This is a genomic window from Micromonospora solifontis, from assembly GCF_003725545.1.
Taxonomy (GTDB): domain Bacteria; phylum Actinomycetota; class Actinomycetes; order Mycobacteriales; family Micromonosporaceae; genus Micromonospora; species Micromonospora solifontis.
Genome location: NZ_RJLN01000046.1, coordinates 1 through 26,074, shown reverse-complemented (window position 1 = coordinate 26,074; position 26,074 = coordinate 1). Strand labels below are relative to the sequence as shown.

The 26,074-nt window shown below is 72.4% G+C and carries 31 protein-coding genes; 18 read left to right on the top strand and 13 right to left on the bottom strand.

Translation table 11 applies throughout. From position 1 onward, the window contains the following. Positions 1–53: 53 nt before the first annotated feature. From EFE23_RS16970 to EFE23_RS16960, 3 genes are all read right to left on the bottom strand, one after another. Positions 54–1,079 carry an aspartate-semialdehyde dehydrogenase gene (locus EFE23_RS16970; RefSeq protein WP_123241909.1) on the bottom strand — a complete coding sequence of 342 codons (1,026 nt, stop codon included), beginning with the start codon at positions 1,077–1,079 and terminating at the stop codon, positions 54–56. A gap of 156 nt (positions 1,080–1,235) precedes the next feature. Beyond that, positions 1,236–2,582, bottom strand: a complete 1,347-nt coding sequence (locus tag EFE23_RS16965; RefSeq protein ID WP_123241908.1) for a M16 family metallopeptidase — start codon at positions 2,580–2,582, stop codon at positions 1,236–1,238. Then, complete coding sequence (locus tag EFE23_RS16960; RefSeq protein WP_123241907.1) at positions 2,579–3,871, bottom strand: M16 family metallopeptidase; 1,293 nt, start codon at positions 3,869–3,871, stop codon at positions 2,579–2,581. Before EFE23_RS16960 ends, EFE23_RS16965 begins: the two co-directional genes overlap by 4 nt. 81 nt (positions 3,872–3,952) lie before the next feature. On the opposite strand from EFE23_RS16960, the gene EFE23_RS16955 reads away from it, so the two are divergent. Next, a complete protein-coding gene (locus EFE23_RS16955; RefSeq protein WP_233601027.1) occupies positions 3,953–4,720 on the top strand; it encodes a phosphodiesterase in 768 nt (255 codons plus the stop codon). Here the strand turns inward: EFE23_RS16955 and EFE23_RS16950 are convergent. Beyond that, positions 4,687–4,902: a hypothetical protein gene (locus tag EFE23_RS16950; protein WP_123241906.1), complete on the bottom strand. Its 216-nt coding sequence runs from the start codon at positions 4,900–4,902 to the stop codon at positions 4,687–4,689. The genes EFE23_RS16955 and EFE23_RS16950 overlap by 34 nt on opposite strands. Before the next feature lie 257 nt (positions 4,903–5,159). On the opposite strand from EFE23_RS16950, the gene EFE23_RS16945 reads away from it, so the two are divergent. The 3 genes from EFE23_RS16945 to EFE23_RS16935 all read left to right on the top strand — a co-directional run bounded on the left by EFE23_RS16945 (position 5,160) and on the right by EFE23_RS16935 (position 6,839). Continuing rightward, positions 5,160–6,245: a 3-deoxy-7-phosphoheptulonate synthase gene (locus EFE23_RS16945; RefSeq protein WP_123241905.1), complete on the top strand. Its 1,086-nt coding sequence runs from the start codon at positions 5,160–5,162 to the stop codon at positions 6,243–6,245. A gap of 127 nt (positions 6,246–6,372) precedes the next feature. Further along, entirely contained in the window at positions 6,373–6,597 is a 225-nt protein-coding gene (locus EFE23_RS16940; RefSeq protein WP_123241904.1) for a hypothetical protein, read from the top strand. Between the two features lie 35 nt (positions 6,598–6,632). Continuing rightward, positions 6,633–6,839 (top strand): hypothetical protein, encoded by a 207-nt coding sequence (locus tag EFE23_RS16935; RefSeq protein ID WP_123241903.1) that lies wholly within the window; start codon positions 6,633–6,635, stop codon positions 6,837–6,839. Between the two features lie 53 nt (positions 6,840–6,892). Here the strand turns inward: EFE23_RS16935 and EFE23_RS16930 are convergent, their stop codons facing one another. Genes EFE23_RS16930 through EFE23_RS16920 form a run of 3 tightly spaced genes read right to left on the bottom strand, consistent with a single transcriptional unit; the run spans position 6,893 to position 8,096 of the window. Then, complete coding sequence (locus EFE23_RS16930; protein WP_123241902.1) at positions 6,893–7,429, bottom strand: DUF1360 domain-containing protein; 537 nt, start codon at positions 7,427–7,429, stop codon at positions 6,893–6,895. Between the two features lie 32 nt (positions 7,430–7,461). After that, on the bottom strand, positions 7,462–7,785 hold the full coding sequence (locus EFE23_RS16925; RefSeq protein ID WP_123241901.1) for an SRPBCC family protein: 324 nt from the start codon (positions 7,783–7,785) through the stop codon (positions 7,462–7,464). Next, a complete protein-coding gene (locus EFE23_RS16920) occupies positions 7,785–8,096 on the bottom strand; it encodes a DUF6158 family protein (protein WP_123241900.1) in 312 nt (103 codons plus the stop codon). The genes EFE23_RS16925 and EFE23_RS16920 overlap by 1 nt, the downstream gene beginning before the upstream one ends. A gap of 121 nt (positions 8,097–8,217) precedes the next feature. Here EFE23_RS16920 and EFE23_RS16915 point away from each other — a divergent pair, with 121 nt between their 5' ends. After that, positions 8,218–8,637, top strand: a complete 420-nt coding sequence (locus EFE23_RS16915; RefSeq protein ID WP_123241930.1) for a hypothetical protein — start codon at positions 8,218–8,220, stop codon at positions 8,635–8,637. A gap of 26 nt (positions 8,638–8,663) precedes the next feature. Next, a complete protein-coding gene (locus EFE23_RS16910; protein ID WP_123241899.1) occupies positions 8,664–8,993 on the top strand; it encodes a DUF3817 domain-containing protein in 330 nt (109 codons plus the stop codon). 1 nt (position 8,994) lies between these two features. Here EFE23_RS16910 and EFE23_RS16905 read toward each other — a convergent pair whose 3' ends face one another. Beyond that, positions 8,995–9,507: a DUF6232 family protein gene (locus tag EFE23_RS16905; protein WP_123241898.1), complete on the bottom strand. Its 513-nt coding sequence runs from the start codon at positions 9,505–9,507 to the stop codon at positions 8,995–8,997. Positions 9,508–10,006: 499 nt separating this feature from the next. Here EFE23_RS16905 and EFE23_RS16900 point away from each other — a divergent pair, with 499 nt between their 5' ends. Continuing rightward, complete coding sequence (locus EFE23_RS16900; RefSeq protein WP_123241897.1) at positions 10,007–10,969, top strand: C40 family peptidase; 963 nt, start codon at positions 10,007–10,009, stop codon at positions 10,967–10,969. 71 nt (positions 10,970–11,040) lie between these two features. On the opposite strand, the gene EFE23_RS16895 is transcribed toward EFE23_RS16900, so the two are convergent. From EFE23_RS16895 to EFE23_RS16885, 3 genes are all read right to left on the bottom strand, one after another. After that, positions 11,041–12,030, bottom strand: coding sequence for a sigma-70 family RNA polymerase sigma factor (locus EFE23_RS16895; RefSeq protein ID WP_199737113.1), 990 nt, complete (start codon positions 12,028–12,030; stop codon positions 11,041–11,043). Positions 12,031–12,521: 491 nt separating this feature from the next. Further along, complete coding sequence (gene murQ / locus EFE23_RS16890; RefSeq protein WP_123241895.1) at positions 12,522–13,469, bottom strand: N-acetylmuramic acid 6-phosphate etherase; 948 nt, start codon at positions 13,467–13,469, stop codon at positions 12,522–12,524. After that, positions 13,466–14,380: a MurR/RpiR family transcriptional regulator gene (locus tag EFE23_RS16885; RefSeq protein ID WP_123241894.1), complete on the bottom strand. Its 915-nt coding sequence runs from the start codon at positions 14,378–14,380 to the stop codon at positions 13,466–13,468. The genes murQ and EFE23_RS16885 overlap by 4 nt, the downstream gene beginning before the upstream one ends. Positions 14,381–14,693: 313 nt before the next feature. Between EFE23_RS16885 and EFE23_RS16880 the strand changes: the two genes are divergently transcribed. Beyond that, positions 14,694–15,383: an SDR family NAD(P)-dependent oxidoreductase gene (locus EFE23_RS16880; RefSeq protein ID WP_123241929.1), complete on the top strand. Its 690-nt coding sequence runs from the start codon at positions 14,694–14,696 to the stop codon at positions 15,381–15,383. Here the strand turns inward: EFE23_RS16880 and EFE23_RS16875 are convergent. Continuing rightward, positions 15,368–16,078, bottom strand: a complete 711-nt coding sequence (locus EFE23_RS16875; RefSeq protein ID WP_123241893.1) for a dTMP kinase — start codon at positions 16,076–16,078, stop codon at positions 15,368–15,370. The two genes, EFE23_RS16880 and EFE23_RS16875, sit on opposite strands and share 16 nt — an antisense overlap. Before the next feature lie 84 nt (positions 16,079–16,162). Here EFE23_RS16875 and EFE23_RS16870 point away from each other — a divergent pair, with 84 nt between their 5' ends. From EFE23_RS16870 to EFE23_RS16855, 5 genes are all read left to right on the top strand, one after another. Beyond that, positions 16,163–16,813, top strand: coding sequence for a nucleotidyltransferase (locus EFE23_RS16870; RefSeq protein ID WP_255421147.1), 651 nt, complete (start codon positions 16,163–16,165; stop codon positions 16,811–16,813). Between the two features lie 56 nt (positions 16,814–16,869). Then, positions 16,870–17,079, top strand: coding sequence for a hypothetical protein (locus tag EFE23_RS16865; RefSeq protein WP_204335527.1), 210 nt, complete (start codon positions 16,870–16,872; stop codon positions 17,077–17,079). Positions 17,080–17,092: 13 nt separating this feature from the next. Continuing rightward, entirely contained in the window at positions 17,093–17,821 is a 729-nt protein-coding gene (locus EFE23_RS16860) for a metallophosphoesterase family protein (protein ID WP_123241890.1), read from the top strand. A gap of 39 nt (positions 17,822–17,860) precedes the next feature. After that, positions 17,861–18,004 carry a GPGG-motif small membrane protein gene (locus tag EFE23_RS28205; RefSeq protein ID WP_233601029.1) on the top strand — a complete coding sequence of 48 codons (144 nt, stop codon included), beginning with the start codon at positions 17,861–17,863 and terminating at the stop codon, positions 18,002–18,004. Between the two features lie 145 nt (positions 18,005–18,149). Next, positions 18,150–18,644, top strand: coding sequence for a TspO/MBR family protein (locus EFE23_RS16855; protein WP_123241889.1), 495 nt, complete (start codon positions 18,150–18,152; stop codon positions 18,642–18,644). A 143-nt stretch (positions 18,645–18,787) separates the two neighbouring features. Here the strand turns inward: EFE23_RS16855 and EFE23_RS16850 are convergent, their stop codons facing one another. Next, positions 18,788–19,567, bottom strand: coding sequence for a M23 family metallopeptidase (locus EFE23_RS16850; RefSeq protein ID WP_123241888.1), 780 nt, complete (start codon positions 19,565–19,567; stop codon positions 18,788–18,790). A 263-nt stretch (positions 19,568–19,830) separates the two neighbouring features. Here EFE23_RS16850 and EFE23_RS16845 point away from each other — a divergent pair, with 263 nt between their 5' ends. The 5 genes from EFE23_RS16845 to EFE23_RS16825 all read left to right on the top strand — a co-directional run. After that, a complete protein-coding gene (locus EFE23_RS16845; RefSeq protein ID WP_123241887.1) occupies positions 19,831–21,174 on the top strand; it encodes an ABC transporter substrate-binding protein in 1,344 nt (447 codons plus the stop codon). Between the two features lie 71 nt (positions 21,175–21,245). Beyond that, positions 21,246–22,295: a carbohydrate ABC transporter permease gene (locus EFE23_RS16840; RefSeq protein ID WP_123241886.1), complete on the top strand. Its 1,050-nt coding sequence runs from the start codon at positions 21,246–21,248 to the stop codon at positions 22,293–22,295. A 1-nt stretch (position 22,296) separates the two neighbouring features. Then, on the top strand, positions 22,297–23,262 hold the full coding sequence (locus EFE23_RS16835; protein ID WP_123241885.1) for a carbohydrate ABC transporter permease: 966 nt from the start codon (positions 22,297–22,299) through the stop codon (positions 23,260–23,262). A gap of 63 nt (positions 23,263–23,325) precedes the next feature. After that, positions 23,326–24,399, top strand: a complete 1,074-nt coding sequence (locus EFE23_RS16830; protein ID WP_123241884.1) for a LacI family DNA-binding transcriptional regulator — start codon at positions 23,326–23,328, stop codon at positions 24,397–24,399. A 36-nt stretch (positions 24,400–24,435) separates the two neighbouring features. Continuing rightward, a partial coding sequence (locus EFE23_RS16825; RefSeq protein WP_148058462.1) for a glycoside hydrolase family 13 protein occupies positions 24,436–26,074 on the top strand: 1,639 nt, incomplete at its 3' end.

Below are 26,074 nucleotides of genomic sequence, written 5' to 3'. Positions count from 1 at the left end.
AAGTCGAGCCGAAAGTGCAAGATCGGCAGCGGGTGGGGGCGCGGGGCGGGGGGTTAGCGGGGTTCGGCGGCGACGAGCTCGGCGAGCTGGACGGCGTTGAGGGCGGCGCCCTTGCGGAGGTTGTCGTTGGAGCAGAAGAGGGCGAGGCCGTGCTCCACCGTCTCGTCGGCGCGGATCCGCCCGACGTACGTCGGGTCCTGGCCGGCGGCCTGGAGCGGGGTCGGCACGTCCGACAGTGCCACGCCGGGCGCGTCCGCCAGCAGCTCGTACGCCCGGGCCGGGCTGATCGGCCGGGCGAACCGGGCGTTGATCTGGAGCGAGTGCCCGGTGAACACGGGCACCCGCACACAGGTGCCGGAGACCTTCAGCCCGGGGATCTCCAGGATCTTGCGACTCTCGTTGCGCAGCTTCTGCTCCTCGTCGGTCTCGAAGGAGCCGTCGTCGACGATCGAGCCGGCGAGCGGGAGCACGTTGAACGCGATCGGGCGGGCGAACGAGCGGGGGGCGGGGAACTCGACGGCCGACCCGTCGAAGGTGAGCCCACTGGCGTGCTCCGCCACCTTGCGCACCTGCTCGTCCAGCTCGGCCACGCCGGCCAGCCCGGCACCGGAGACCGCCTGGTAGGTCGAGACGACCAGGCCGACCAGCTCGGCCTCCTGGTGCAGCGGACGCAGCACCGGCATGGCGGCCATGGTGGTGCAGTTGGGGTTGGCCACGATGCCCTTCGGCCGGTCGGCGATGGCGTGCGGGTTGACCTCGGCGACCACCAGCGGCACCTGCGGGTCCATCCGGAACGCCGAGGAGTTGTCGATGACCACCGCGCCGGCCTCGGCGACCCGGGGGGCCAACTCCTTGGCGGTGCCCTTGCCCGCCGAGAAGAGCACGATGTCCAGGCCCCGGTAGTCCGCGGTGGCCGCGTCCTCGACGGTGACCTCGCCGTCCCGCCAGTTCAGGGTGCGCCCGGCCGACCGGGCCGAGGCGAACAACCGCACCTGTTCCGCCGGGAAGTCGCGCTCCGCCAGCACCTGCCGCATCACGCCACCGACCTGGCCGGTGGCCCCCACAATGCCGATCCTCATGCCCGCGAGGCTACCGAGCGGAGCGGTCCGAGCGGGAAGCCTTTCCCATCGCGCGGGCCGGCCGCCGGGACAACGCGACCGGAATCACATCGGCGAGGTGGCGGTGACCTCGCGGTGCGGACACCCCCACCTCGCCGACGTGGCGGACGGCGCGGCTCAGGGCGTGTGGTCGACGACCTCGCCGAGGCCGGCGGCGACCAGCTCGTCCCGGATGACCGCCGAGTCGCCCTCCACCACCAGGGTGAGCGAGTCCGGGTGGAGGTGCGCGGCGGCGGCCGCGGAGACCTCCTCGACCGTCGCCGCGAGCAGTGACTCGCGCAGCCGGGCGTGGTAGTCGTCCGGCAGGTCGTGCACCACCAGCGTGGTCAGCGCCGCGGCGATCGCGCGCGGGCTCTGCAGCTCGACGGAGAGTTGGCCGGCCCGCCACGAGCGGGCCACGTCCAGCTCCTCCTCGGTCACCCCGGTCAGCCGGGTACGCGAGACCTCACCGACCGACTCGACCAGGGCCGGCGCGGTCACCGCGGTCTGCACCCCGGAGCTGACCGCGAACCGCCCGAACCGGCGGGACGAGGCGAAGTCGCCCCGGATGCCGTACGTGTAGCCGTGCACCTCGCGGATCAGGTGGTTGAGCCGGGAGGTGAACGCCCCGCCGAGCACCGTCCCGGCGAGTGACATCGGCACGTGGTCCGGATGGGCCCGGTGCGGAGCGGGGTGCCCGAGGCGGAGCGTGGACTGCACCGAGCCGGGCCGGTCGACCAGGATGACCTTCCGGCGGCCGGACAGCGGCACCTCGATCGGGCCGCCCTTCTCGACCGGCCCGCCCCCGGTGCCGGCGAACGCCGCCGCGGCCAGCGCATCCAGGTCGAGCCGGTCCAGGTCGCCGGCGACGATCAGCGTCCCGGGGCGGATGAACCACTCCGAGTGGAAGACCGTGACGTCGTCCACCTCCAGGGTGGCGACGCTGTCCGGGTCGCCGTACATCGGCCGGCCCCAGCGGTTGTCCGCGCCGAACAGGTCGGCGCGCAGCACCGCGTCGGCGCGCGGGCCGGGGTTGGCCCAGTCCATCCGCAGCGCGGTCGCCTCGTCGTCCCGGACCCGCAGCACGTCCGCCGGGTCGAGCCGGGGCGTCCGGACCGCCTCGGCGAGCAGCTCCACGGCCGCGTTCAGCCGGTCCACCGGGACCTGGACGCTGACCTGGAACGAGTCCCAGTCCAGCCCGGTCACCAGCTCGGTCCCGAGCGCCTCGATGGCCAGCGCGTACGCGGTGCCGTCCCGCTGCGCGGTGCCCTCCTCCAGGGCCTTGGCGAGCACCCCGCCCAGCCCCTCCTTGCCCACCGGCTCCCGGCCCGCGCCGGCGTCGAGGAGCAGCAGCGCGACGGCCAGGTTCTGCCCGGGCAGGTGCGCGGCGACGACCTGCCCGCCCGCGACGGCCCGGCGGACCACCTGCGGGAACCGGTACGGGCGGGCGGCGCCCGGGCCGGGACGGGTGGCGATCAGCGTCATGCCTTCTCCTCGGGCTGGTAGGTCAGGGTCACCCGGTCGGCGGCGCCGAGCAGCTCGGCGGCCTGTTCGGCGATCTGCTCGGCGGTGACCGCGAGCCAGGCGGGAAGCCGCTCAGCGATCTTCGCCGGGTCACCGAACTGGGTGGCGTACCGGCCGAGCACGTCGGCCCGGCCGTCCACCGTGGACATGTGCCGCCACCACTGGGTGCTCAACAGCGCCTTGGCCCGGTCCAGCTCGGCGGCGGTCACCGGCACGGTGGCCAGCTCGTCGATCACCTCGGCCAGCCCGGCGCGCAGCCGCTCGGCGTCCACCCCGGGGCGGGCGGTGGCGGTGGCGATCAGCGGGGCCGGCGCGTACGCCAGGTCCACCCCGTACGCCCCGACCAGGTCCGGCTGGGCGATCCGTTCCCCGTCGGCGAGCCGCTGGTAGAGGCGGCTGCCCCGGCCGGTGCCCAGGACGGTGGCGAGCACGGTGGTCACGTCGTACCCGGTGGTGCCGTAGGGGTGGGTGCGGTGCGCGACGTACACGCGGGGCGCGGGCACGTCGGTGGTGACGGTCTCGACCGCGGGCCGCCCGGTCGCCGGCACGGTGCGACCGTCCGGCGCGGCGGGGATCTCGGCGCGGGGCGGGATGGCCCCGAAGTACTTGTCGGCCAGCCCGAACACCTCGGCGGCCGTGGTGTCGCCGACCACGGTGAGGACCGCGTTGTTCGGCGCGTAGTAGGTGGTGTGGAACGCCTGGAAGGTGGCCAGGTCGGCGGCGTTCAGGTCGGCCATCGACCCGATCGTCGCGTGATGGTACGGGTGGCCCGGCGGGTAGAGCAGCGGCAGCAGCCGCAGCCAGGCGTCGCCGTACGGGACGTTCTCGTAGCGCTGGCGGCGCTCGTTCTTGACCACGTCCCGCTGGTTGTCCAGCGTCTCCTGGGTCAGCGCCGGCACCAGGCCGCCCATCCGGTCGGCCTCCAGCCACAGCGCCAACTCCAGGTGCTCGGCCGGAACCGTCTCGAAGTAGTTGGTCCGGTCCGGGTTGGTGGTGGCGTTGAGCGAACCGCCGGAACCCTGGATGAGCTTCATGTGCTCGGTCTTCGCCACGTTCACCGAGCCCTCGAACATCAGGTGCTCGAAGAGGTGGGCGAAGCCGGTCTGCCCCTCGGGCTCGTGCCGGGAACCCACGTCGTACCAGAGGTTCACGGCGACCGCGGGGGCGGTGCGGTCCTCGCTCACCACCACGCGCAGGCCGTTGTCCAGTCGGGTCGTCTCGATCGGCCAGGGGTAACCGCTGTCGGGCATGGCACCGACGCTATCCGATCTCGCGGGCGGAAAGGGGATGTGCGGGCGCATCCTCGGCGCGCGCCGGGGTACTCGCCGGGCATGCCCTCCCCCGACCCGTCCGCCGCCCGGCGGCTCCGGCTGGCGGCCGGCCGCCGGGCGTCCCCCGCCGCCGAGCGCGTCGCCGCCGCGCTGGCCCGCCGCCGGCACGCCCGGCTGCTGCATCCGGCCGGCCGTCCCTTCGCCGCCGAGGTGATGATCTGGGGTACGCCGGGTCCGCCGACCGGCGTACCGCTGCTGGACCTGCCCGCTCGCTGGCCGGCCACGGTCCGCCTCTCCAAGGGGGTCCCCACGCCGGTCGGCTGGCCGGACGTGCTGGGCGTGGCGGTCCGGCTGCACCGGGACCCGGAGCCGCCGGTGGACCTGCTGGTGAGTTCCAGCGGGGCCGCGCCGGTGCTGCGGAACCTGCCGCTACCCCGCCGGCGCTTCACCGGGACGTACACCTCGATCATGCCGTTCCGCGCCGGGGCGCGGCGGTGGTTCCTGGCCGCGCTGGCCGACCCGGACTCACCCGACCTGGGCCGCAGCCTGGCCGAGGCCACCGCGGCGGTGGCCGGGGACGAGCCGCGGCTGGTCCTCGCGGTGGCCTCCACGGTCGGGCCGTGGCGGCCGTTCGGGCAGGTCAGCCTGAGAACGCCGCGCGGCGCCCGGGAGGACGCCGCGCTGGCCTTCGATCCGGTCGGCAACGTGCCGCCGGGCCTGCGGTTGGCGGGTCCGCTCGCCTGGCTGCGGGAGACGAGCTACCGGGGGTCCCGCCGGGCCCGGGGTGCCGGCGCTCAGTCCGGCGGCTCGGCCGGGGTGACGGTCTGATCGGAGGTCCGGTGCTCCAGCACCGTGTCCGGGGCGGCGTTCCGGTCCTCCTCCCGGATGTCCGATTCGGCGAGGATCGCATCGGCCTGGGCCTCCGCGTCGTCGCTGCCCACCGCCGCCTCCTCGGGCAGCAGGTGCGCGCGGGACTCGATCCGCTCCTGGTCGCTCTGGTCGTGACTCATGGCTGCTCCATACCCCGCGTCCCGCCGTACGGAACGGAGCGGGACTTCGCGGTCGCGTCCGGTAAGCTGGCGGGCGTGACGCGGTCGTATCGATGGTTTAGGCAGCCGGCTGGAGGAGCCGGTGACTCGACCATGATCTGACGTCACTCCTCTTCGAGCCGGCCGGGCAGGGATCTTTCCCTGCCCTTTCGCGTACGAGCAGCCGGCTCGACCTCGGGCGCCGGCCCCGGGGCACGGTCGGCGGAAGGAACCCCACCGTGACGACCCCGGACGCCCATCGGGTCATCGACCAGCGGATCGACCGCGTCGTGCCGCTGACCACCCCGGCCCTGCTGCACCACCACCTGCCCCTGGAGACGCCGCTCGCCGAGGCCGTGGTGGCCGGCCGGCGCGCGGTCGGCCGGGTGCTGGACCGGGCCGACGACCGGCTGCTGGTCGTGGTCGGACCGTGCTCGGTGCACGACCCCGCCGCCGCCCTCGAGTACGCGGGCCGGCTGCGCGAGGCCGCCGACCGGCTCGCCGACGACCTGCTGGTGGTGATGCGCGTCTACTTCGAGAAGCCGCGCTCGACGGTGGGCTGGAAGGGCCTGATCAACGATCCGGGGCTGGACGGCTCCGGCGACGTGAACACCGGCCTGCGCACCGCCCGCGCGCTCCTGCTCGACGTGCTCCGCCTCGGCCTGCCGGTGGGTTGCGAGTTCCTCGACCCGATCACCCCGCAGTACATCGCCGACACGGTGGCCTGGGGTGCGATCGGCGCGCGGACCGTGGAGAGCCAGGTGCACCGGCAGCTCGCCTCCGGCCTGTCCATGCCGATCGGCATGAAGAACCGCCCCGACGGGAGCATCTCCACCGCGGTGGACGCCATCCGGGCGGCGGGCGTCCCGCACGTCTTCCCCGGCATCGACGTCTCCGGCACCCCGGCGATCATGCACACCCGGGGCAACGCCGACGGCCACCTGGTGCTGCGTGGCGGCGGCGGCCGACCCAACTACGACGCCGAGTCGGTGGCCGGCGCGCTGGACCTGCTTCGGGCGGCCGGCCTGCCGGAGCGCGTGGTGATCGACGCCAGTCACGCCAACAGCGGCAAGGACCACCGCAATCAGCCGCTGGTCGCCGCGGACGTGGCCGCCCAGCTCGCCGCCGGCCAGCGCGGCATCGTCGGCGTCATGCTGGAGAGCTTCCTCCAGCCCGGCCGCCAGGATCTCGACCCCACCCGCGAGCTGGAGTACGGCCGCTCAATCACCGACGCCTGCCTCGGCTGGGACACCACCGCCGAGGTCCTCCACCACCTGGCCCAGGCGGTCCGCACCCGCCGCGCCACCCTCCCCACCCCCGCCTGAACCCATTGATCATGAGGTTGGCGGCGGTGTTGGAGATCCACATCGCCGCCAACCTCATGATCGACCCGGGGCGGGGCGCCGGCGGCGAGGGGTGTTTGACCGGTTCGGGGTGGGGTAGCTGGTCGGGGTGACCGAGGACGCGCCCGTGACCGAACAGCCGGACACCCGGCCGATCGACGAACTGCTCGACGACATCTACCACGGCCAGGAACGCGTCACCCAGGCGGAGATCTACCGCCGCGCGGTGGCCGCCGAACTCCCCGCCGAGCTGCTCACCCGGATCGCCGCGCTGCCCCAGGGCGAGTACGCGGCCGACGAGGCGGCCGATCTGCTCGGTGGGACCGCCGCCTGAGCGGCCCGGAACGGCCCGACGGAGAGGACAGTGCGATGACCGACCAGGGGCAGCGACACCACATCGAGGCGCTCGGCGATCCGCCGTCCGCGCCGGATCCCAACGGCGACCCGGACTTCTCCGGGGAGCATGAGGAGACCGCCGTGGACACGGACATCATCACCGGTGCGGACGAGGACCGACGCGAGCCGGAGGCGCCGCGCGGCTGGGCCGGCGAGAACCACGGCACCTCGCCCACCTGACCGACCCGGGCGGAAGGGGCCGGCGCACGAAGCGCCGGCCCCTTCCGTCGTGCTCACTCCCGGTGCCCGCCCTCGGCCGCCCGCTGGGCCACCGCGTACCCCATCTGGAGGAAGTCGGAGGCGGCCACCGCGGTCAGCGCGGTGGCGACCAGCCGGGTCAGCCGCGGGGCCAGCACCAGCCCCCCGGTGAGCCCGGTGGCGACCCAGACGGCCAGGCAGAACGGGCAGCTCACCAGCTCGCCGAAGGCGTGCCGGGTGGGACTGCCCTCGTCCCGGACCTGCTCCATCACCTCGCCGCTGCCGATCGGGTGGTCGTAGCGGGTGAACGGCGCGCGCAGCGGGCTGGTGATCGCGTCCTTGCTCAGCAGCCGGCTGAGCTTGTGGGTCGCGACGCAGAGCAGCACCACGTCGCCCGCGGACGGCCGCTCCGGCACGGGCCGCCGGGTGGCCCGGACCAGGCCCACGAGCGAGCCGGTCACGGCCGCGTACGTGCCCATCGCCTTCAGGTAGCCCTCCAGCGGTCGCTGCTCGTGCGGCGCGTACGCCTGGCGCAGGCGGGCCACCTTCTGCTTCAGGCCACTCCCGGTCACCCGGCCTCCTCGGTTCTCGTCGCGGAGCCGGCTCAGCCGGCGGTCAGGTTGTCGGCCACCTCGCGGGCGAGGTTGGTCAGGATCTCGTCGGCCATCCCGTGGTCGGCGCCGGACAGGTCCAGCCGCACCCGGGCGCCGCCGGCGTCGGCCGGCTCGACGTCGATGTCGGCCGTCCAGCCGTCGGCCCGGCAGCTCCAGCGGGCCCGCATCTCCTCCGCGTCGACGACCTCCACCTGCTGCGTACCGCCGTGCCGCAGCGGTTCGGGCAGCCAGGCGGCCGCCCGGTGGGGGTCGGTGGCGGTGTTGAACACCACCTCGGGCGGCGCGGACATGCCGCGCTCAGCGTGGCTGCCCATCAGGCGTCCCGCAGCCGGCTCGGGTCGACCTCCCGGCCGGGGTGCCGGGCGAGGTACTCGGTCTCCAGCTCTGCGGTGCGGCGCAGGTGGTTGGCGAGCGCCGAATCGGTGGCGTGCCGCAGGGTGTCCAGCCGGGTCCGGTGCAGGCTGTGCATCTCCCGGATCAGGTCCTCGTCGCCCAGTTCGGCCGGGTCCACGCCGAGCAGCTCGCCGTCGACGTCGCCGCTCACCGGGTCGGTCCGGGCGTGGTCGCCGTCCCACTCGGGCATCCGCTGCTCCGGGCTGGCGTCCCGGCGTACTGATTCGGTCATCGTCGCCCCCTCGTCTCGTTCGGGCTGGCGTCTAGACGGTTGCCCACCGGGGGTGCCACCAAACCCCGCCACCTACGACACCGCGTCGGAGACGGGCGCCGGCCCCGGTACCCTCGATGTCATGAAGCGGCTCTGGACACCGGCGTGGATCGTGCGCCACGTGGCCATGGTCGTGCTGGTCGTGGGTTTCCTCGGGCTCGGCTGGTGGCAGGTCACCCGGGCCGCCGGGGGCAACAGCCTCAGCTTCGGATACGCCATCGAGTGGCCGGTCTTCGCCGGCTTCGTGATCTTCGTCTGGTGGCGCGAGGTGCGGCACACGCTGCGGGGCACGCCCGGGCAGCCGGCCGCCCCGGCGCCGCCGGCGACCGGCGGGCCCGAGCCGGACGCCGCCACCCCGGCGGTACGCCGACCTGTGCGGGTCAGCCGCGTGCCGGCCGCCCCGGTCGACGGGGCCGAGGACGGCGACCTCGCCGAATACAACCGCTACCTGTCATGGTTGAACGCCAACCCGGGCGCCAGGCCTGGCGACTACCCCGGCTGACGCCGGCTTCGGAAGGACGGACGACGGTGGGCGGAGCCCTTACCCGGTACCGCGTGATCGCCTGGATCGTGGGCGTGGCGCTGGCGGTGCTGGTCCTGATCGGCATGCCGTTGAAGTACTTCTTCGACAGCCCGACCGTGGTGGCCGTGGTCGGCACCGCGCACGGCTGGCTCTACATGATCTATCTGGCGCTCACCTTCGACCTGTCGCGGCGGGCCGACTGGCCGCTGAAGCGGATGCTGCTGGTGATGCTCGCCGGGACGGTGCCGTTCGTCTCGTTCTACGCCGAGCGCCGGGTGAGCCACTGGCTGGCCGACGCGGGCCGGCCCCGGACCCCGGAACCGGTCGCCGGCTGACTCACCGGTTCGGCCGCCACACCCCGGCCGAGGCCAGCGGGTCCTCCCAGCCGCCCAGGCGCACGCCCTCCCGGGCCCGCCGCAGGGCCCGGGCGACCTGGCCGAACTGCCGCTCGTCGTCGCTGCTGAACAGGAGCACCTCGGTGCCCTTGTGCCGCCCCCACAGCTCGTACGCGGGCGGCCGCCAGCGGTCGCCGATCAGCACCAGCAGCACGGGCAGCAGGCCGACCACGCCGAGCATCAGGTACGCGGCCGCGGTGAGCCGCTGCAACCCGCCGGTGAACCCGAGCAGCACCCCGACCGCGCCGATCAGGGCACCGCTCACCCCGACCGCCTGCAGGGCGAGCCGGTCGTGCGGGCCACGGGTGGTCCAGACCTGGGTGAGTTCGGCGACCGGCCAGCTGGCCCGGCCGACCGTGAAGCGTTCGGCGGTGACCACGATGCCGGGACGGGCGTAGAGGAGGGTCGGGTTGGCGGCCCGGGGCGGGCGGGCGGTGGAGCCATCGGTCTGCACGGCGTCCTCCAGGGGATCGCGAGCCGGGCGTCCGCGCCACCGGTGAGCTGCGCCGATACCGAATGGCGGGATTCCCGGCTCCGCGCTCCATTGTGTGGCGCACGCGCCACCCGAACCGGGCGATTACCCGGCCGCCAGACGCGTCCCCGGGCGAATCCCGCCGGAAAACAGCGTTCATTTCACTTTTATCGGCCTTTTGTGTTGCGGGTCATGGCGACATCTGTCTAGAACGACGAATCGGGCCAGCCTCACCAACCGCCCATCCGGCGGTCGGCCCACCACCTCGCGCCGGCATCCCCATCACGAAGCGTCACCGTCACCAGTTTCACTTTCTGGCACTTTGCCAACATTCGCCCCTGCTTCAACTCCCGCACACTCCCGTCTCGGGTTAGGTTGTGCAGGCCGGTCCGGTCGACCGCCATCCAGCCGGATGGCCCCGGGCCGGTGTCGCCGGGGCGCACCACGGGCCCGGCGACCGTGGGAGAGGAGCTTTCCGCTCTTGTCGTCCTTACGGATTCTGCTGCGCACGTTGGCGGTCGCCGGCCTCTCGGCCGCGCTCATCGCCCCGGCGTCGGTGGCCCGGGCCCAGCCCACGCCCGCCGAGCTGACGAAGCAGATCGAGAAGTCCTCGACTGAGCTGGAGCGAATCGTCGAGTCCTACAACAAGCTCAACGAGGAGATCAAGGCCAACAAGGCCACCGCGGCCACGCTGCAGACCCGGATCGGCCCGTTGCAGGCACAGACCGAGCAGAGCCGCGCCGAGGTCGGCCACCTCGCCGTGACCGCGTACAAGACCGGTGGGCTGCGGACCGCGCAGGCGCTGCTGGAGCCGGGCGCGTCGACCTCCCTGCCCGAGCGGCTGGGCGCCCTGGACCAGTTGACCCGGCAGCGCCAGGCGACGATCGACGGCTTCACCGAGAACCAGCGCACGCTGATCGACCAGAAGACCCGGCTGGACACCACCCTGGCTCGGCAGGCCGCCCAGGCCAAGCAGCTCGTCGCGGGCAAGAAGAAGATCGAGGCGGACCTCGCCCGGCTCTACCAGCTCCGGCGGCAGGCGTACGGCCGGGCCACCGAGGCGCCGACGAAGTCCACCGCCAGCGCGCCGAACATCTCCGGTTCGGCCGGGACGGCGGTGCGGTACGCGTACGGGGCGATCGGCAAGCCGTACGTCTACGGTGCCGACGGGCCCAGCGGTTACGACTGCTCGGGGCTCACCCTGGCGGCCTGGCGGGCGGCCGGGAAGTCGCTGCCGCACAACGCGGCGATGCAGTGGGACGCCACCGCCCGGATCAGCCGCGGCTCGCTGAAACCCGGCGACCTGGTCTTCTATTCGGGCCTGGGGCACGTGGCGATCTACGTGGGCAGCGGGCAGATCATCGACGCGCCCAGCGCGGGCCGCAACGTCAACAAGCGGGGCATCGACATCATGTCGATCCAGGGCTACGGCCGGGTCCGCTGACCCTCGATACGGCGAACGGCCGGCGTCCCCCTATCGGACGCCGGCCGTTCGTTGTGTCCATTACTACCAGCTCAGGCCGCCTGCAGCCCCTCGGCGCGGGCCAGCTCGCGGAGCCGGCCGAGGGCCTGGATCTCCAGCTGGCGGATCCGCTCCCGGGAGAGCGAGAACCTCGACGCGACCTCGGTCAGCGAGTGCTCCCGCCCGTCCTCGAGGCCGTACCGGGCCCGCATGATGCCGGCCGAACGGTCGTCGAGGTGGTTGAGCAGGCCCTCGATCCGCTGCCGCTCCAGCCCGGTGAGGACGATCTCCTCCGGCGACGGGGCGTCGCTGTCGGCGACCAGGTCGCCGAGGTTGGTGTCGCCGTCGTCGCCGACCGGGGTGTCCAGCGAGACCGTGTCCTGCGACCAGCGGACCAGCTCGTTGACCCGCTCGACGGTCACGCCGAGCGCCGCCGCGATCTGCTCCGGCTCCGGGTCGCTGCCCAGCTCACGGGTGAGCTGGCGGGCCACGTTCCGCATCCGGTTGACGTCCTCGACCAGGTGCACGGGCAGCCGCACCGTCCGCTCCTGCTGGGCGATCGCCCGGCTGATGGCCTGGCGGATCCACCAGGTCGCGTAGGTGGAGAACTTGTAGCCGCGCTCGTAGTCGAACTTCTCGACCGCCCGGACCAGGCCGGTGTTGCCCTCCTGGATCAGGTCCAGCATGGGCATGCCCGAGCGCACGTAGCGACGGGCGATCGACACGACCAGTCGCAGGTTGGCGCGGATGAACAGGTCCTTCGCGCGCTCACCCTCGACGACCAGCCGCTCCAGATCCTCCCGGTCCACGCCGGCCGGGACGCGGTCGGAGTCGAGCAGGTGCTCGGCGTAGAGGCCGGCCTCGATCGCCTTGGAGAGGTCGACCTCCTTGGCGGCGTCCAGCAGCGGCGTCCGGGAGATCTCGTGCAGGTAGACGCCGACCAGGTCCCGCTCCTCGGCGACCTCGTCGGTACGCATGCCGATGTTCTTGTCCACGATTGCCACGGTCCCCTCGCTCACGCCGGTTGCCCGGTTCCTTGCCATCCCCACGTTCATCAGCCCTCCCCGTAACCTCCGCTGTGCCCGTAGGTGCTGACACCTACACAACAGATGAGACGCGTCGGGGATTCCATGTCGTGAGTCGAAACTGTCACGAATGCCTGAGTAGTAGCTGAGAGCCCGGTCCATGTTCGCTGTCAGGACCCCTGCTCGGGTGGCTCCCGTACGCCCCGTGGGACAGGGCGCAGGAGCAGCGGAATCAACGCCCGCCCATGGAATCGCACCATTGCGAAATCCATGAACACAACGACCCGCGTCACCGCGCCATTGCGATCCTGGTCACTGCCAGATACGCGTCCGTGGACCGGTCGGTTCAGCCACGGGTGAGGATTACCCCACGCCTCCTTGAACAATCCGCAGCGCGGGAGACGTCCCCTCCCCGCCGTGATACGCGTCGCACTCGGGGCGTGGATGCGGGCGACGGTCCGGACGCGGGTGCGAAACCCCGCCGGCGGAGTGCGGGCGGCGCGGGACGGTCAGGAGGCGAGCAGGGCCAGGGCGCCGCGTACCTGGTCGGAGGAGCGGGCCAGCGCGGCCCGGGCGGCGGACACCTCGGCGCCGGAGACCAGCGCGACCAGGGCGGTCTTGAGGTCGCCGTCGGCCTCGTGCAGGGCCGCCCGGCAGATCTCCTCGGCGCAGCCGGTGGCCTCCATCAGGATCGAGATCATCCGGCCGCGCAGCTTGGCGTTGGTGGCCACCATGTCGATCATGAGGTTCGAGTAGACCCGCCCGAGGCGCACCATGACGGCCGTGGAGAAGGTGTTGAGCACCAACTTCTGCGCGGTGCCCGCCTTCATCCGGGTCGACCCGGTGACCACCTCGGGTCCGGTGTCCACCCCGATGAAGACGTCCACCGACGAGGCGGCCTCGGCCTCCGGATTGGCGCAGAGCAGCACGGTCGAGGCCCCCTGGGCGCGGGACGCGTCGAGCGCCCCCAGGACGTACGGGGTGCGCCCGCTGGCCGCCAGACCGACCACCAGGTCGCCGGGGCGTACGCACTCGACGGCCTCGGCGGACCCGCCGCGCTCGTCGTCCTCGGCGTCCTCGACGGCCCGCCACATCGCCTCCGGCCCACCCGCGAGGTGGGCGCAGAACCAGTGCCGCGGCGAGTTGAAGGTGGGGGCGAGTTCGGCGGCGTCCAGCACCCCGAGCCGGCCGGAGGTGCCGGCGCCGAAGTAGTGCACCCGGTGCCCGCCGCGCAGCGCGGCCACCGCCAGGTCGACGGTCTCCGCGATCTCGTCGAGGACCGCGGCCACCGCGGCGGGCACCCGCCGGTCCGCCTCGTTGATGACGGTGAGCACGTCACGCGTCGACATCAGGTCGAGGTCGACGCTGTGCGGGTTGCGTCGCTCGGTGGGCGCGCCCACCCGGACCACGGGTCGCGGGTCGGCCATCTCGTCCGGCTCCACCCGGCCCGCCGTCATCCCCGCCTCCGGCCGGAGCCGACCCGGTGCGACTGGACCGCCTCGGCCGTCACCTCCAACGCCTTCCTCGCCTTGGCCCGGCTGCGCGCCGCCACCCCGACGAAAAGGCAGTCGACCACGGTGAGCTGGGCCAGCCGGCTGGCCATCGCGCCGGACCGGTAGGTGGTCTCCCGGGCGGCGGTGGTGAGCACGTGGTCGGCCACCTCGGTGATCGGCGACCGGGGGAAGTTGGTCAGCGCCACCGTGGTGGCGCCCCGGGCCCGGGCCTGCTCCAGCACCTCGATGACGTCGGAGGTGGTGCCGGTGTGCGAGATGCCGACCGCGACGTCGCCCCGGCCGAGCAGGGCGGCGGAGGTCAGCGCGGTGTGCACGTCCGGGAAGTAGAAGGCGGTCCGGCCGATCCGGTGCAGCTTCTGCTGGAAGTCGGAGGCGACGAAGCCGCTGGCGCCGGCGCCGTAGACGTCGATCCGGCCGGCCGCTGCGATCGCCTCGACCACCCGCTCGCAGACCGCCGGGTCGAGCTGCTCGGCGGTCTCCTCGACGGCGCGGGCGTCGTTGAACGCGATGGTCGCGATGATCTGCGCGAGGTCGGCGCCCGGCGGGATGTCACCGCCGACCACCCGGGCGTCCGGCGGCTCGACCCGGCGCGCGGCCTCGGCGGCGAGCCGGATCCGCAGCTGGGGGTAGCCGTCCATGCCGACCGACCGGCAGAACCGGATGACGGTGGCCTCCGAGGTCTCGGCGGCGGTGGCGAGGTCGGTGATGGTGCGCCGGGCGGCGTCCGCCGGGTCGGCGACGACCAGCCGGGCCACCCGCTGCTCGGCCGGGGACAGCGACGGGAGCAGGCCACTGATGTGGACGATCAGTCCACCGGGCTCGTGACTCACAGAAATCTTCGGACTCTTCGCCACGGATGAAACTTACTTTCACGAGGCGTGACCGTCAACCATGACGGCGCGTATCGGGAAAAGTACCGCCTTCCGTGCGGCTCCCACCCGGCAAGGGTCTCATTCCCGCAGCCCGGCCGCCTCCTCCGGTCCGGTCGACTCCGCCGCGCCGGCCCACCCGTCGGGGCCGGCAGTCGTGCACCTGACACCGGCCGGACGGCCGGTCCGGGTCGCCGGACGGCCGGTCCGACCGGCCGCCCCCGGGTTGGTACGGCATCGACCAGGCCGGATGGCGCCCCGGTCACCGGGCCACCGGTCGGGCGGCTAGCGTGTGGCCATGGCGGAACGCACGGTGCTGGTGACCGGAGGCACAGGCGGGCTCGGTGGCGCGGTCACCGCCGCCTTCCTGAAGGCCGGCTGGCGGGTGGTCGTACCGGAACGGGAGGGCGGCGGACCGACGGCCGCGACGGCCGGGCGGGTCCCGGTGACGGCGGACCTGCTGGATCCGGAGGGGGTGGCGCGGGCCGTCGCGGCGGCCACCGCCGAGCCGGCGGCCCCGCTGCGCGCGGTGGTCAACCTCGTCGGCGGGTACGCCAGCGGCGGGCTGGTGCACGAGACCCCGGTCGAGGAGTTCGACCGGATGCTGCGGATCAACCTGCGCCCGACGTACCTGGTCACCCAGGCGGCGCTGCCGCACCTGGTGGCGGCCGGCGGCGGTGCGGTGGTCTGCGTCTCGGCCCGCGCGGCGGTGGCCCCCTTCCCCGGCGCGGCCGGCTACGCCACGGCCAAGGCCGCGGTGCTCGCCTTCGCCAACGCGGTCGCGGTCGAGTACCGGCAGCGTGGGGTGCGCTGCAACACGGTGCTGCCCAGCGTCATCGACACCCCGGCCAACCGGGCCGCCCAGCCGGAGGCCGACCACCGGCGCTGGGTCCCGCCCGCCGAGATCGCCGCGGTGATCCGCTTCCTGGCCTCCGACGAGTCCGCGCCGACCAGCGGCGCGAGCATCCCGGTCTACGGCCGGGCCTGAGCCGCGACCGGCCCGTCCCGCCCCGCGGGCGGCGGCGCGCTGTCGGTGGCCGCCGGCGGCTCGCCGGGGAACCACTCGGTCAGGTGGGCGCGGATCCGGCGGGACACCTCCTCGGGCGAGCCGTTCGCGTCCACCACCACGAAGCCGGCGTACTCCGGGAGGGTCCGGTAGGCGGTGGCAGCGGCGGTGAGCCAGCGCATGCTCTCGTGGTCGGTGCCGCGCCGCTCGATCCGCCGGTACGCCTCGGCCGGGTCGACGGCGAGCAGGATGGTGACCCGGGGCGCGGGAAAGACCCGGTAGCCGGCCCGGGCCAGCCGCTCCCAGCGTTGCCCGCCGTGCGCGCGGATGCTGGCGTACTGACAGGCGGCGTAGCGGTCCATCACGGCCGTACGGCCGGTGACCAGGCAGCTCAGCAACGCCAGTGCGATGGCGAGCCAGCGGAGCACGGACTCGACCGCGAGCAGGCCGTCCCGGCCGATCAGGCGTTGGGGGTCGGGCCGGCCGAGCCGCTGGGCGACCCGACCGAGCCAGCGCCGGCCGCCGGCGTTGCGGTGGTAGGTGGCGGGGTGGCCGGCGGCGGTGAGCGCCTCGGCGAGCCGGTGCGCCTGGGTGGTCTTGCCCGAACCATCGATGCCGATCAGGGCGACGGCGCGCAGTCGGGCCCTGCCGCGCCGCACCCGCAGTGACCTGGCCACCTCTGCGAGGCTAGCGGACCAGCGCTCTTCGTCGCCGTTTTGTCCGCTTATGCGCCTGTCCCGCCCCGGCTGCGGCGGCCACAGGTGTGGCCGAACGGTTCGCCGGGTACGCAACTTCATTCCCACCGCCACCCACGACGACGGGAGACCCAGATGGCCGAGCGCGGGGACGAGACCCTGGTGCACACCCTGAAGAAGGTCGCCGCCGTGCTCAAGCAGTCCGAGATCCCCTTCGCGCTCGGCGGCAGCTTCGCCGTGTACGCCCACGGCGGCCACTCCAGCGAACACGACGTGGACTTCCTGATCCGCGAGCAGGACGTGGACCGGGCCCTGGAGGCACTGGTCGAGGCCGGCTTCACCGCCGAGCGCCCGCCCGAGGACTGGCTGGTCAAGGTCTACGACGAGGGGCGCATGGTGGACCTGATCCACCGGCCGATCGAGACCCCGGTGACCGAGGAGACCTTCGCCGACACGATCGTCCGGCCGGTCGACGCGATCCACATGCCGGTGCTCTCGGCCAGCCAGCTCATGGTGCACAAGCTGCTCAGCTTCTCCCAGCACTACTGCGACTTCGCCCGCGCCCTGCCGCTGGCCCGTTCGCTGCGGGAACAGATCGACTGGGAACGGGTACGGAAGGAGACGCAGCACTCGCCGTACGCGGAGGCGTTCCTGGTGCTGCTCGACCGGCTGGACGTGCTGCCCGACGGCGCGACCGCAGAAAGGGAGACCCCGTGACCGCACACCACGGCGACGCCCCGCCCGACGAGTACGTCGAGGCGGAGATCCAGAGCATGCTGGCCGAGGACCCGTCCGTCGCCGAACAGGGCATCACCGTGGTCCGGCGGGAACGCGGCCTGGTGCTCTACGGCGAGGTGGAGAGCCCGCACCGGCGCGAGGAGATCCTGCGTCGGGTGGCCGAGCGCTTTCCCGACGTGCCCATCACCAGCGACATCGGGGTGACCCGCACCCAGGCCCCCAGCCAGGTCGAGGAGCTGCCGTGAGGGAGGTTCGCTCGTGATCCGGATCGCGGCCGTCGGAGACGTGCACCTGGACGAGGACGTGGTCGGCCGGTTCCGGCCGGCGCTGGAGGAACTCCCCGACTGCGCGGACGTGCTGCTGCTCGCCGGCGACCTGACCCGGCACGGCACCGAGGCGGAGGCGCGGTGCGTGGCGCAGGAGTTCGGCAACCTCGGCGTACCGGTGATCACCGTGCTGGGCAACCACGACCACCAGTGCGACCAGGTGCCGCAGGTGGTCAAGGTGCTGGAGGACGTGGGCATCACCGTCCTGGAGGGGACCGGGATCGTGCTGGAGTGCGCCGGCGGCCGGCTCGGTGTGGCCGGCGTGAAGGGCTTCGGCGGCGGGTTCGCCGGGCGCTGCGCCAGCGACTTCGGCGAACCCGAGATGAAGGCGTTCGTCCAGACCACGAAGGAGAGCGCGGACGCGCTGGGTGCGGCGCTACTCGGCCTCGACTGCGACCTGCTGGTCGCGCTGACCCACTACTCCCCGGTGCCGGACACGCTCGCCGGCGAACCGCTGGAGATCTACCCGTTCCTCGGCTGCTATCAGCTCGGGCAGGCGATCGACTCGGCGCCCACCGCGCTGGCCCTGCACGGGCACGCGCACCACGGCACCGAGCGCGGTACCACCCCGGGTGGTGTCCGGGTCCGCAACGTCGCCCACCCGGTCATCAAGCAGGCGTACAGCATCTTCCACCTGGGCGACCACCTCGACCGATCATGAGGTTTGACAACGACGACGAAGGGTATTGATGACCGCATGTTGAGCTTGCTTCTTTGGATTCTCGCAGTCGTACTGGTGGTCGCCGGCATTCTCGCGCTCTTCCGGCGGCAGATCCTGTGGGGCATCGTCCTCATCATCATCGGCCTGCTCGTGGGGCCGGGCGGCGTCAGCATCTTCACCTGATCCGCGTCATCCTCGTACCCCCTGACCCGCCGGGGTCGTCGGGCCCGGAGTTCCGTCCTCCCAGACAGGAACCCTCCGGACCCGGCGGCCCCGGCGTTTCACGTTCCAGGCGGTTTGTCCGGTCGAGCGGCGGGCATCCGATGCCATGACCATCTCGGGAACCGTGCGCCGGCTGGGCCGGGGACGGAAGTGGCTGGCCCTGCTCGGCTTCGGCGCGGCGGTGACCGTCGCGGCGGCCGTCGGCGGGCTCGCCGCGCGGAACGCCGAACAGCGGTACGCCGGCCTCGAACAGCCCGCCTGGGCGCCCCCGGCCTGGCTCTTCGGCCCGGTCTGGACCGTCCTCTACGCGCTGATCGCCGCCGCCGGCTGGCTGGTCTGGCGGCGGGTCGGCTGGGGGCCGGCGCTCTGGGCCTGGGTCGTCCAACTCGCGCTGAACGCGCTCTGGACCCCGCTGTTCTTCGCCGCCGGGCGGTACGGGCTGGCCCTCGCCGAGCTGGTGCTGATGTGGCTGGCCATCGGGGTGACCGTGGACCGGTTCCGCCGGATCTCCGCCCCCGCCGCCGGCCTGCTGCTCCCCTACTGGGCCTGGGTCACCTTCGCCGGCGCCCTCAACCTGGCCATCTGCCGCCTCAACCCCTAACCCCACCCACCCACCCCCCACCCCAACCCACCCACCCCACCCACCCCCCGCCCATCCGCGTCGATCATGAAGTTGACGGCGGTGTGGATCTCCTGAAGTGCCGCCAACTTCATGATCGACGGAGGACCGGGGGTGGGGTGGGGTCAGCAGCGGGGGACGGAGGGGATGTAGCCGTCGTAGCCGGTGTAGACGTAGGCGTCGGAGACGTACCTGCCGGTGCCGATCCGGTCCCAGATCGAACTGGTGCCGTAGGTGCCGGTGACGCTGGTGCCGCTGGTCTGGCAGTAGATCGTGACGGTGGCGCCGTCGGCGACCGAGCCCACCGCGCTGTAGCCGGTGCCCGGGCCGGAACGGACCGTGAGGCTCACCCCGGAGGTGGTGTTCACGGTCCCCGTGCCGTAGTTCGTGCCGGAGCAGCCGTTGTCGCTGGTGTACGTCTTGGTGCCCCAGTAGAGGGCGAGCGCCCCGTTGAACCGGGCCTGGATGTCGTTGCCGTTGAGTCGCTGCTCGTAGTGCAGGTGCGGGCCGGTGGAACCGCCGGTGCTGCCCACGTACCCGATCACCTTGCCGTAGCCGACGGTCTGGCCGACCGAGACGTTGAAGGCGCCCAGGTGGGCGTAGTAGGTGGTGTAGCCGTTGCCGTGGTCGATCCGGACGTACTTGCCGTAGCTCGTGCCGCCGAGGTCGGTCACCCGGTCCACCGTGCCGGGCGCGCTGGCCACCACCGGGTCGCCGAGGTCGTCGGTGCGGTTGAAGTCGATGGCGTAGGCCGGGCTGTGGTCGGACCGGGTCTGGCCGGACCAGGACTGGTTGCAGGGGAACGGGACCTTGAAGGTCGGAGCCGCCATGGCCGGGGTCGCCGGCACCAGGATCGCCGCGAGGACCGCGCCCACGGCCGCGAGGCTGAGCCACCGCTTACGCATCCACTGCCTCCTATGTTGAATCTTTTCGATCCGATGCGGACAGCGTGACAGAAAGTTCCACCGTTGGGAAGCGGGCTTTCCGCAGGTGGGGCCAGCGGACCATGGGAGCGCACCCACGGCCGGTGAGCGGGTTTCGGGATTGTTACCTGGCCGTGTCCGGTAGGGGCTGGACCCGACGGGATGCAAGCGCTTACATGTGGGGACGACCATCGGACCGGCGCGGGTTCGATACTCCCCACGCGCCGGGTAGGAAGGAGATCGGCATGGCGTTTGCCAGATCGCGCCAGGCTCTCGCGATCGCCGGCGTTCTGGGGCTGGCGCTCGGCGTCACCGCCTGTGGCACCGGCAACGACAAGAAGAGCAGCAGCAAGGCGAGCTCCCCCGAGTGCGCCCCTTACGAGAAGTACCAGGGCCACGACGGCAAGAAGGTGACGATCTACTCGTCGATCCGGGACATCGAGGCCGACCGCCTCGCGCAGTCCTGGAAGCAGTTCGAGGACTGCACCGGCATCAAGATCGACCACGAGGGCTCCGGCGAGTTCGAGGCCCAGCTGGGTGTCCGGGTGGACGGCGGCAACGCCCCCGACCTGGCCTTCATCCCGCAGCCGGGTCTGCTCAAGCGGTTCGCCGACGCGGGCAAGCTCAAGCCGGCCGGCGCCGACACCAAGGCCATGGCGGAGCAGAACTACTCCCCCGACTGGCTGAAGTACAGCACCGTCGACGGCAAGTTCTACGGCGCGCCGCTGGGCTCCAACGTGAAGTCCTTCGTGTGGTACTCGCCGAAGACCTTCAAGGAGAAGGGCTGGCAGGTCCCCCAGACCTGGGACGACCTGATCAAGCTCAGCGACCAGATCGCGGCCAGCGGCACCAAGCCGTGGTGCGCCGGCATCGAGTCCGGTGACGCCACCGGCTGGCCGGCCACCGACTGGATCGAGGACCTGATGCTGCGTACGGCTGGTCCCGAGGTCTACGACCAGTGGACCACCCACGGCATCCCGTTCAACGACCCGAAGGTCGCCGACGCGGTCAACAAGGCCGGCACCATCCTCAAGAACGACAAGTACGTCAACGGCGGCTTCGGCGGCGTGAAGAGCATCGCCACCACCTCCTTCCAGGAGGCCGGCACGCCGATCACCACCGGCAAGTGCGCCCTGCACCGGCAGGCGTCCTTCTACGCCAACCAGTGGCCGCAGGGCACCAAGGTGGCCGAGGACGGCGACGTCTTCGCGTTCTACTTCCCGGCCGTCGACCCGGCCAAGGGCAAGCCGGTGCTGGGCGGTGGCGAGTTCGTCACGGCCTTCGCCGACCGTCCCGAGGTCCAGGCGGTGCAGACCTACCTGGCCTCCGGCGAGTACGCCAACAGCCGCGCCAAGATCGGCGACTGGGTGTCGGCGAACAAGAAGCTCGACCTGAACAACGTCCCCAACCCGGTGGACAAGCTCTCCGTCCAGATCCTCCAGGACCCGAAGACCGTCTTCCGCTTCGACGGCTCGGACCTGATGCCGGCCGCGGTCGGCGCGGGCACCTTCTGGAAGGGCATGGTCGACTGGATCAACGGCAAGGACACCACCACGGTGCTGAACGGCATCGAGAGCAGCTGGAAGTGATCTGAGGCGGTGGCCCGGTCCGCGACGCGGGCCGGGCCACCGCCCTCGACCGAACCCTTGAAGGAGGGTCGATGGAGTTCGACTTCGCGGAGGAACAGCCGAAGTTCCTCATGCTGATGTACGGGCTGATCGCTTTCGTCGCGGTGGTGGGCGGCCTGCTCCTGCTCCTCGACGTGGTGCCGGCCTGGTTCGCCCGCCGCCGGGAGGCGCAGCTGGTCGCCGCCTCGGCCGGCGGCGCCCCGCCGCCCCGGCGGCGCAAGCCGCGGGAGGGCCTCTTCGCGCTCTTCTTCCTGCTGCCCACGCTGCTGTTCCTCATCGTCGGGCTGGTGGTGCCGGCGATCCGCACCACCGTGCTCTCGCTCATGGACAAGGACAGCGCCAACTGGGTGGGCCTGCGCAACTACGGCTGGATGTTCTCCGAGCCCTCGATCGTCCGGGTGCTGACCAACACGCTGATCTGGGTGCTCCTGGTGCCGCTGGTCGCCACCGCGTTCGGCCTGATCTACGCGGTGCTGGTGGACCGGGCCCGGCTCGAGTCGCTCGCCAAGTCCCTGATCTTCCTGCCGATGGCGATCTCGTTCGTCGGCGCCACCATCATCTGGAAGTTCGTCTACGCGTTCCGGGGCGAGGAGCAGGAGCAGATCGGCCTGCTCAACCAGATCGTGGTCAGCCTCGGCGGCGAGCCCAAGCAGTGGCTGCTCGACTCACCGCTGAACACCTTCCTGCTGATCGTGATCATGATCTGGATCCAGGCCGGCTTCGCGATGGTCGTGCTTTCCGCCGCCATCAAGGCCATCCCCGCCGACATCGTCGAGGCGGCCCGGCTGGACGGGGTGACCCCCTGGCAGATGTTCTGGCGGATCACCATGCCGAGCATCCGGCCGGCGCTGATCGTGGTGGTGGTGACCATCTCCATCGCCACGCTCAAGGTCTTCGACATCGTCCGGACCGCCACCAACGGAAACTACGACACCAGCGTGATCGCGAACGAGATGTACAACCAGGCGTTCCGCTACGGCGAGCCCGGGCAGGGCTCGGCTCTGGCGGTCTTCCTCTTCATCCTGGTGACCCCGATCGTGATCTACCAGATCCGCAACCTGCGTAAGCAGCGGGAGGGCTGAGATGACCACCGCCACGCCCACCGTCGGAGCCGGCGTCCAGGCCACCGCGAAGAAGACCACCCGGGCCGGCCGCGTCCGCAAGCGCCTGAACAGCCGTACGGCCACCCTGGTCTCGATCATCCTCGCGCTGCTCTGGACGGTCCCGACCTTCGGCCTGTTCATCTCGTCGTTCCGGCCCGAGAACCAGATCAAGACCACGGGTTGGTGGACCTTCTTCACCGACCCGCAGTTCACCTTCGAGAACTACCAGGAGGTGCTGTTCAGCAGCTCCTCGTCCTCCGGGCAGCTCGCCAGCTACTTCATCAACTCGCTGGCGATCACCATCCCGTCGGTGCTCTTCCCGACGGCGTTCGCGGCGCTGGCCGCGTACGCGCTGGCCTGGATCAACTTCAAGGGGCGGGACTGGCTCTACATCGCGATCTTCGCGTTGCAGATCGTCCCGCTGCAGATGGCCCTGGTGCCGCTGCTGAAGTTCTTCTCCACCGGCGTCACCGTCGCCGGCGTCCAGGTGCTCCCGGCCTGGGACCTGGTGGACGAGCAGAAGTTCGCCCAGGTGTGGTTCGCGCACACCTGCTTCGCCCTGCCGTTCGCCGTGTACCTGCTGCACAACTTCATCGCGCAACTCCCGGGGGATCTGATGGAGGCGGCCCGGGTCGACGGGGCCACCCACCCGAAGATCTTCCGCACCATCGTGCTGCCGCTGATCACGCCCGCGCTGGCCGCGTTCGGCATCTTCCAGTTCCTCTGGGTCTGGAACGACCTGCTGGTCGCGCTCATCTTCGCGGGCGGCACCAGCGACACGGCCCCGCTGACCGTCCGGCTCGCCGAGATGGCCGGTACCCGGGGCAACGAGTGGCAGCGGCTGACGGCCGGCGCGTTCGTGTCGATCGTCGTCCCGCTGATCGTGTTCCTGTCCCTCCAGCGCTTCTTCGTGCGGGGCCTGCTCGCCGGCAGCGTCAAGGGCTGACCCGCTGCTCCGCCGCCGCCGACACCCGGCGGCGGCGGACCGGGGTCGGAGCGGGGAACAGCGATGACCAGGATTGACGACGTCGCCCGGCTGGCCGGGGTCTCCACGGCCACCGTCTCGCGGGCGCTGCGCGGCCTGCCGACGGTCTCGGCCGCCACCCGGCGGCGGGTGCTGGCCGCCGCCGAGCAACTCCAGTACGCGGTGTCGCCGAGCGCATCGCGGCTGGCCGGCGGGAAGACCGGCACGGTGGCGGTGGTGGTCCCCCGGATCACCCGCTGGTTCTTCGCCACGGTCGTGGAGGAGGTCGAGAACCACCTCCACGACAACGGCTACGACCTGCTGCTCTACAACCTCGGCGGGCGGGAGCAGACCCGGCGGCGGGTGCTGCGGACGGCCAGCCTGCACAAGCGGGTCGACGCGATCATCCTGGTCGCGACCCCGCTGCGCCCGGCCGACGTGACCGCGCTGACCAAGCTGGAGCTGCCCGGCGTGACGATCAGCTCCGGCAGCGGGGTCCCCGGCTGGCCGTGCGTCCGCATCGACGACGTGGCCGCGGCGCGGACCGCCACCCGGCACCTGCTCGACCTCGGCCACACCCGGATCGCGCACATCTCCGGCGACCCGGACGACGAACTCGCCTTCACCACCCACCTGGACCGCCGGCGCGGCTACCAGGAGGCGCTGCGCGGGGCCGGGATCCGCCCCGACCCGAGCCTGGACGTCGAGTCCCAGTTCACCATCGACGGCGGCATCCAGGCCGCCACCGAGCTGCTGGCCCGGGGTGAGCCGCCGACGGCGATCTTCGCGGCCTGCGACGAGATGGCGATGGGCGCGATGACCGCGCTGCGCGACGCCGGGCTGCGGGTGCCGCAGGACGTCAGCGTGATCGGGGTCGACGACCACGACCTGGCCGGGGTGCTCGGCCTGAGCACCATCGCCCAGCCCGCGGCGGAGCAGGGGCAGCTCGCCGCCCGGATCCTGCTCGACCCGCTCGGCGTCCGCGCCGCGGAACCGTACGCCGGTCTGGTGCCCGCGCCCCGCGGCGCCGATCCGGGCGGCGGCACGCCGGCCCCGTCCGTGATCCTGCCCACTCGCCTGGTGGTACGGGAGTCGACCGCACCGCCCCGGGCAAACTGAACGGATTCATCCCGTACGCACGACAGGGAGAAGGCGCTGAACACCGACGCGACGCAGCACGACCCGGCCACCGGCTGGTGGACCGAGGCCGTCATCTACCAGATCTACCCGCGCTCGTACGCCGACTCGAACGGCGACGGCATCGGTGACCTCCCCGGCATCACCGCCCGCCTCGGCCACCTCACCGAGCTGGGGGTCGACGCGGTCTGGCTGTCGCCGTTCTACCCCTCACCACAGGCCGACGCCGGCTACGACGTGGCCGACTACCGGGACGTCGACCCGCTCTTCGGCACCCTCGCCGACGCCGACAAGATGATCGCCGAGGCGAAGGCGCGCGGGCTGCGGGTGATCGTCGACCTGGTGCCGAACCACACCTCGTCGCGGCACCGCTGGTTCCAGGCCGCCCTCGCCGCCGGGCCGGGCAGCCCGGAGCGGCAGCGCTACGTCTTCCGCGACGGCAAGGGCCCCCAGGGCGCCGAGCCGCCGAACGACTGGCAGAGCGTCTTCGGCGGCCCCGCCTGGACCCGGCTGCCCGACGGCCAGTGGTACCTGCACCTGTTCGACCCCGGCCAGCCGGACCTGAACTGGGACAACCCCGAGGTCCGCGCCGAGTTCCTGGACATCCTCCGGTTCTGGCTGGACCGGGGCGTGGACGGCTTCCGGGTGGACGTGGCGCACGGGCTGATCAAGCAGGCCGACCTGGCCGACTGGCAGGAGCAACCGGAGATCCTCTCCGGTGCGGAGGTCGACAAGCCGCGCCCGCCCATGTGGGATCAGGACGGCGTGCACGAGATCTACCGCGAGTGGCGGCGGCTGCTCGACTCGTACGACGGCGACCGGATCCTGGTGGCCGAGGCCTGGGTGGAGCCGGCCGAGCGGCTGGCCCGCTACGTCCGGCCGGACGAGATGCACCAGGCCTTCAACTTCGAGTACCTGCTCGCCTCCTGGACCGCCCCGGCCCAGTACGCGGTGATCACCCGCTCCCTGGAGGCCACCGACTCGGTCGGCGCTCCCACCACCTGGGTGCTCTCCAACCACGACGTGGTCCGGCACGCCTCCCGCCTCGGCCTGCCGATCAGCGGCGGCCGGCCGAACGGCATCGGCATCGGCGACCCGCAGCCGGACGCCGCGCTCGGCCTGCGCCGCGCCCGGGCGGCCAGCCTGCTGATGCTCGCCCTGCCCGGCTCGGCCTACCTCTACCAGGGCGAGGAGCTGGGGCTGCCCGAGCACACCACGCTCCCCGACGAGGCCCGGCAGGACCCGACCTGGGAGCGCAGCGGCCACACCCAGCGCGGCCGGGACGGCTGCCGGGTGCCGATCCCGTGGGAGGCGGACGCCCCCTCGTACGGCTTCGGGCCGACCGACGCCAGCTGGCTCCCCCAGCCCCCGAGCTGGGCCGAGTACGCCCTCGACCGGCAGCGCGGGGTGCCCGGCTCGACGTACGAGCTGTACCGGACCGCGCTGCGGCTGCGGCGCGAGCACGGTCTGGCCCGGGGTCCGCTGCGCTGGCTCTCCTCCGGCGACGAGGTGCTCATCTTCACCAACCGGGAGCTCACCGTGCTGACCAACTTCGGCGCGGAGCCGGTGCCGCTGCCGGCGGACGCCGAGGTGCTGGTGTCCAGCGCCCCGCTCGACGGCGACGCCGTCCCCACCGACGTCACGGTCTGGTACCGCG

Coding starts and splice junctions, on each gene's coding strand:
- EFE23_RS16955 (WP_233601027.1), top strand. CDS start 3,953: ATGCCCTCCCCCGACCCGTCCGCCGCCCGGCGGCTCCGGCTGGCGGCC.
- EFE23_RS16830 (WP_123241884.1), top strand. CDS start 23,326: ATGACCAGGATTGACGACGTCGCCCGGCTGGCCGGGGTCTCCACGGCC.
- EFE23_RS16925 (WP_123241901.1), bottom strand. CDS start 7,785: ATGGGCAGCCACGCTGAGCGCGGCATGTCCGCGCCGCCCGAGGTGGTG.
- EFE23_RS16865 (WP_204335527.1), top strand. CDS start 16,870: ATGCTGGCCGAGGACCCGTCCGTCGCCGAACAGGGCATCACCGTGGTC.
- EFE23_RS16915 (WP_123241930.1), top strand. CDS start 8,218: ATGAAGCGGCTCTGGACACCGGCGTGGATCGTGCGCCACGTGGCCATG.
- EFE23_RS16895 (WP_199737113.1), bottom strand. CDS start 12,030: ATGGCAAGGAACCGGGCAACCGGCGTGAGCGAGGGGACCGTGGCAATC.
- EFE23_RS16960 (WP_123241907.1), bottom strand. CDS start 3,871: ATGCCCGACAGCGGTTACCCCTGGCCGATCGAGACGACCCGACTGGAC.
- EFE23_RS16850 (WP_123241888.1), bottom strand. CDS start 19,567: ATGCGTAAGCGGTGGCTCAGCCTCGCGGCCGTGGGCGCGGTCCTCGCG.
- EFE23_RS16855 (WP_123241889.1), top strand. CDS start 18,150: ATGACCATCTCGGGAACCGTGCGCCGGCTGGGCCGGGGACGGAAGTGG.
- EFE23_RS16935 (WP_123241903.1), top strand. CDS start 6,633: ATGACCGACCAGGGGCAGCGACACCACATCGAGGCGCTCGGCGATCCG.
- EFE23_RS16835 (WP_123241885.1), top strand. CDS start 22,297: ATGACCACCGCCACGCCCACCGTCGGAGCCGGCGTCCAGGCCACCGCG.
- EFE23_RS16950 (WP_123241906.1), bottom strand. CDS start 4,902: ATGAGTCACGACCAGAGCGACCAGGAGCGGATCGAGTCCCGCGCGCAC.
- EFE23_RS16840 (WP_123241886.1), top strand. CDS start 21,246: ATGGAGTTCGACTTCGCGGAGGAACAGCCGAAGTTCCTCATGCTGATG.
- murQ (WP_123241895.1), bottom strand. CDS start 13,469: ATGACGGCGGGCCGGGTGGAGCCGGACGAGATGGCCGACCCGCGACCC.
- EFE23_RS16965 (WP_123241908.1), bottom strand. CDS start 2,582: ATGACGCTGATCGCCACCCGTCCCGGCCCGGGCGCCGCCCGCCCGTAC.
- EFE23_RS16880 (WP_123241929.1), top strand. CDS start 14,694: ATGGCGGAACGCACGGTGCTGGTGACCGGAGGCACAGGCGGGCTCGGT.
- EFE23_RS16845 (WP_123241887.1), top strand. CDS start 19,831: ATGGCGTTTGCCAGATCGCGCCAGGCTCTCGCGATCGCCGGCGTTCTG.
- EFE23_RS16970 (WP_123241909.1), bottom strand. CDS start 1,079: ATGAGGATCGGCATTGTGGGGGCCACCGGCCAGGTCGGTGGCGTGATG.
- EFE23_RS16920 (WP_123241900.1), bottom strand. CDS start 8,096: ATGACCGAATCAGTACGCCGGGACGCCAGCCCGGAGCAGCGGATGCCC.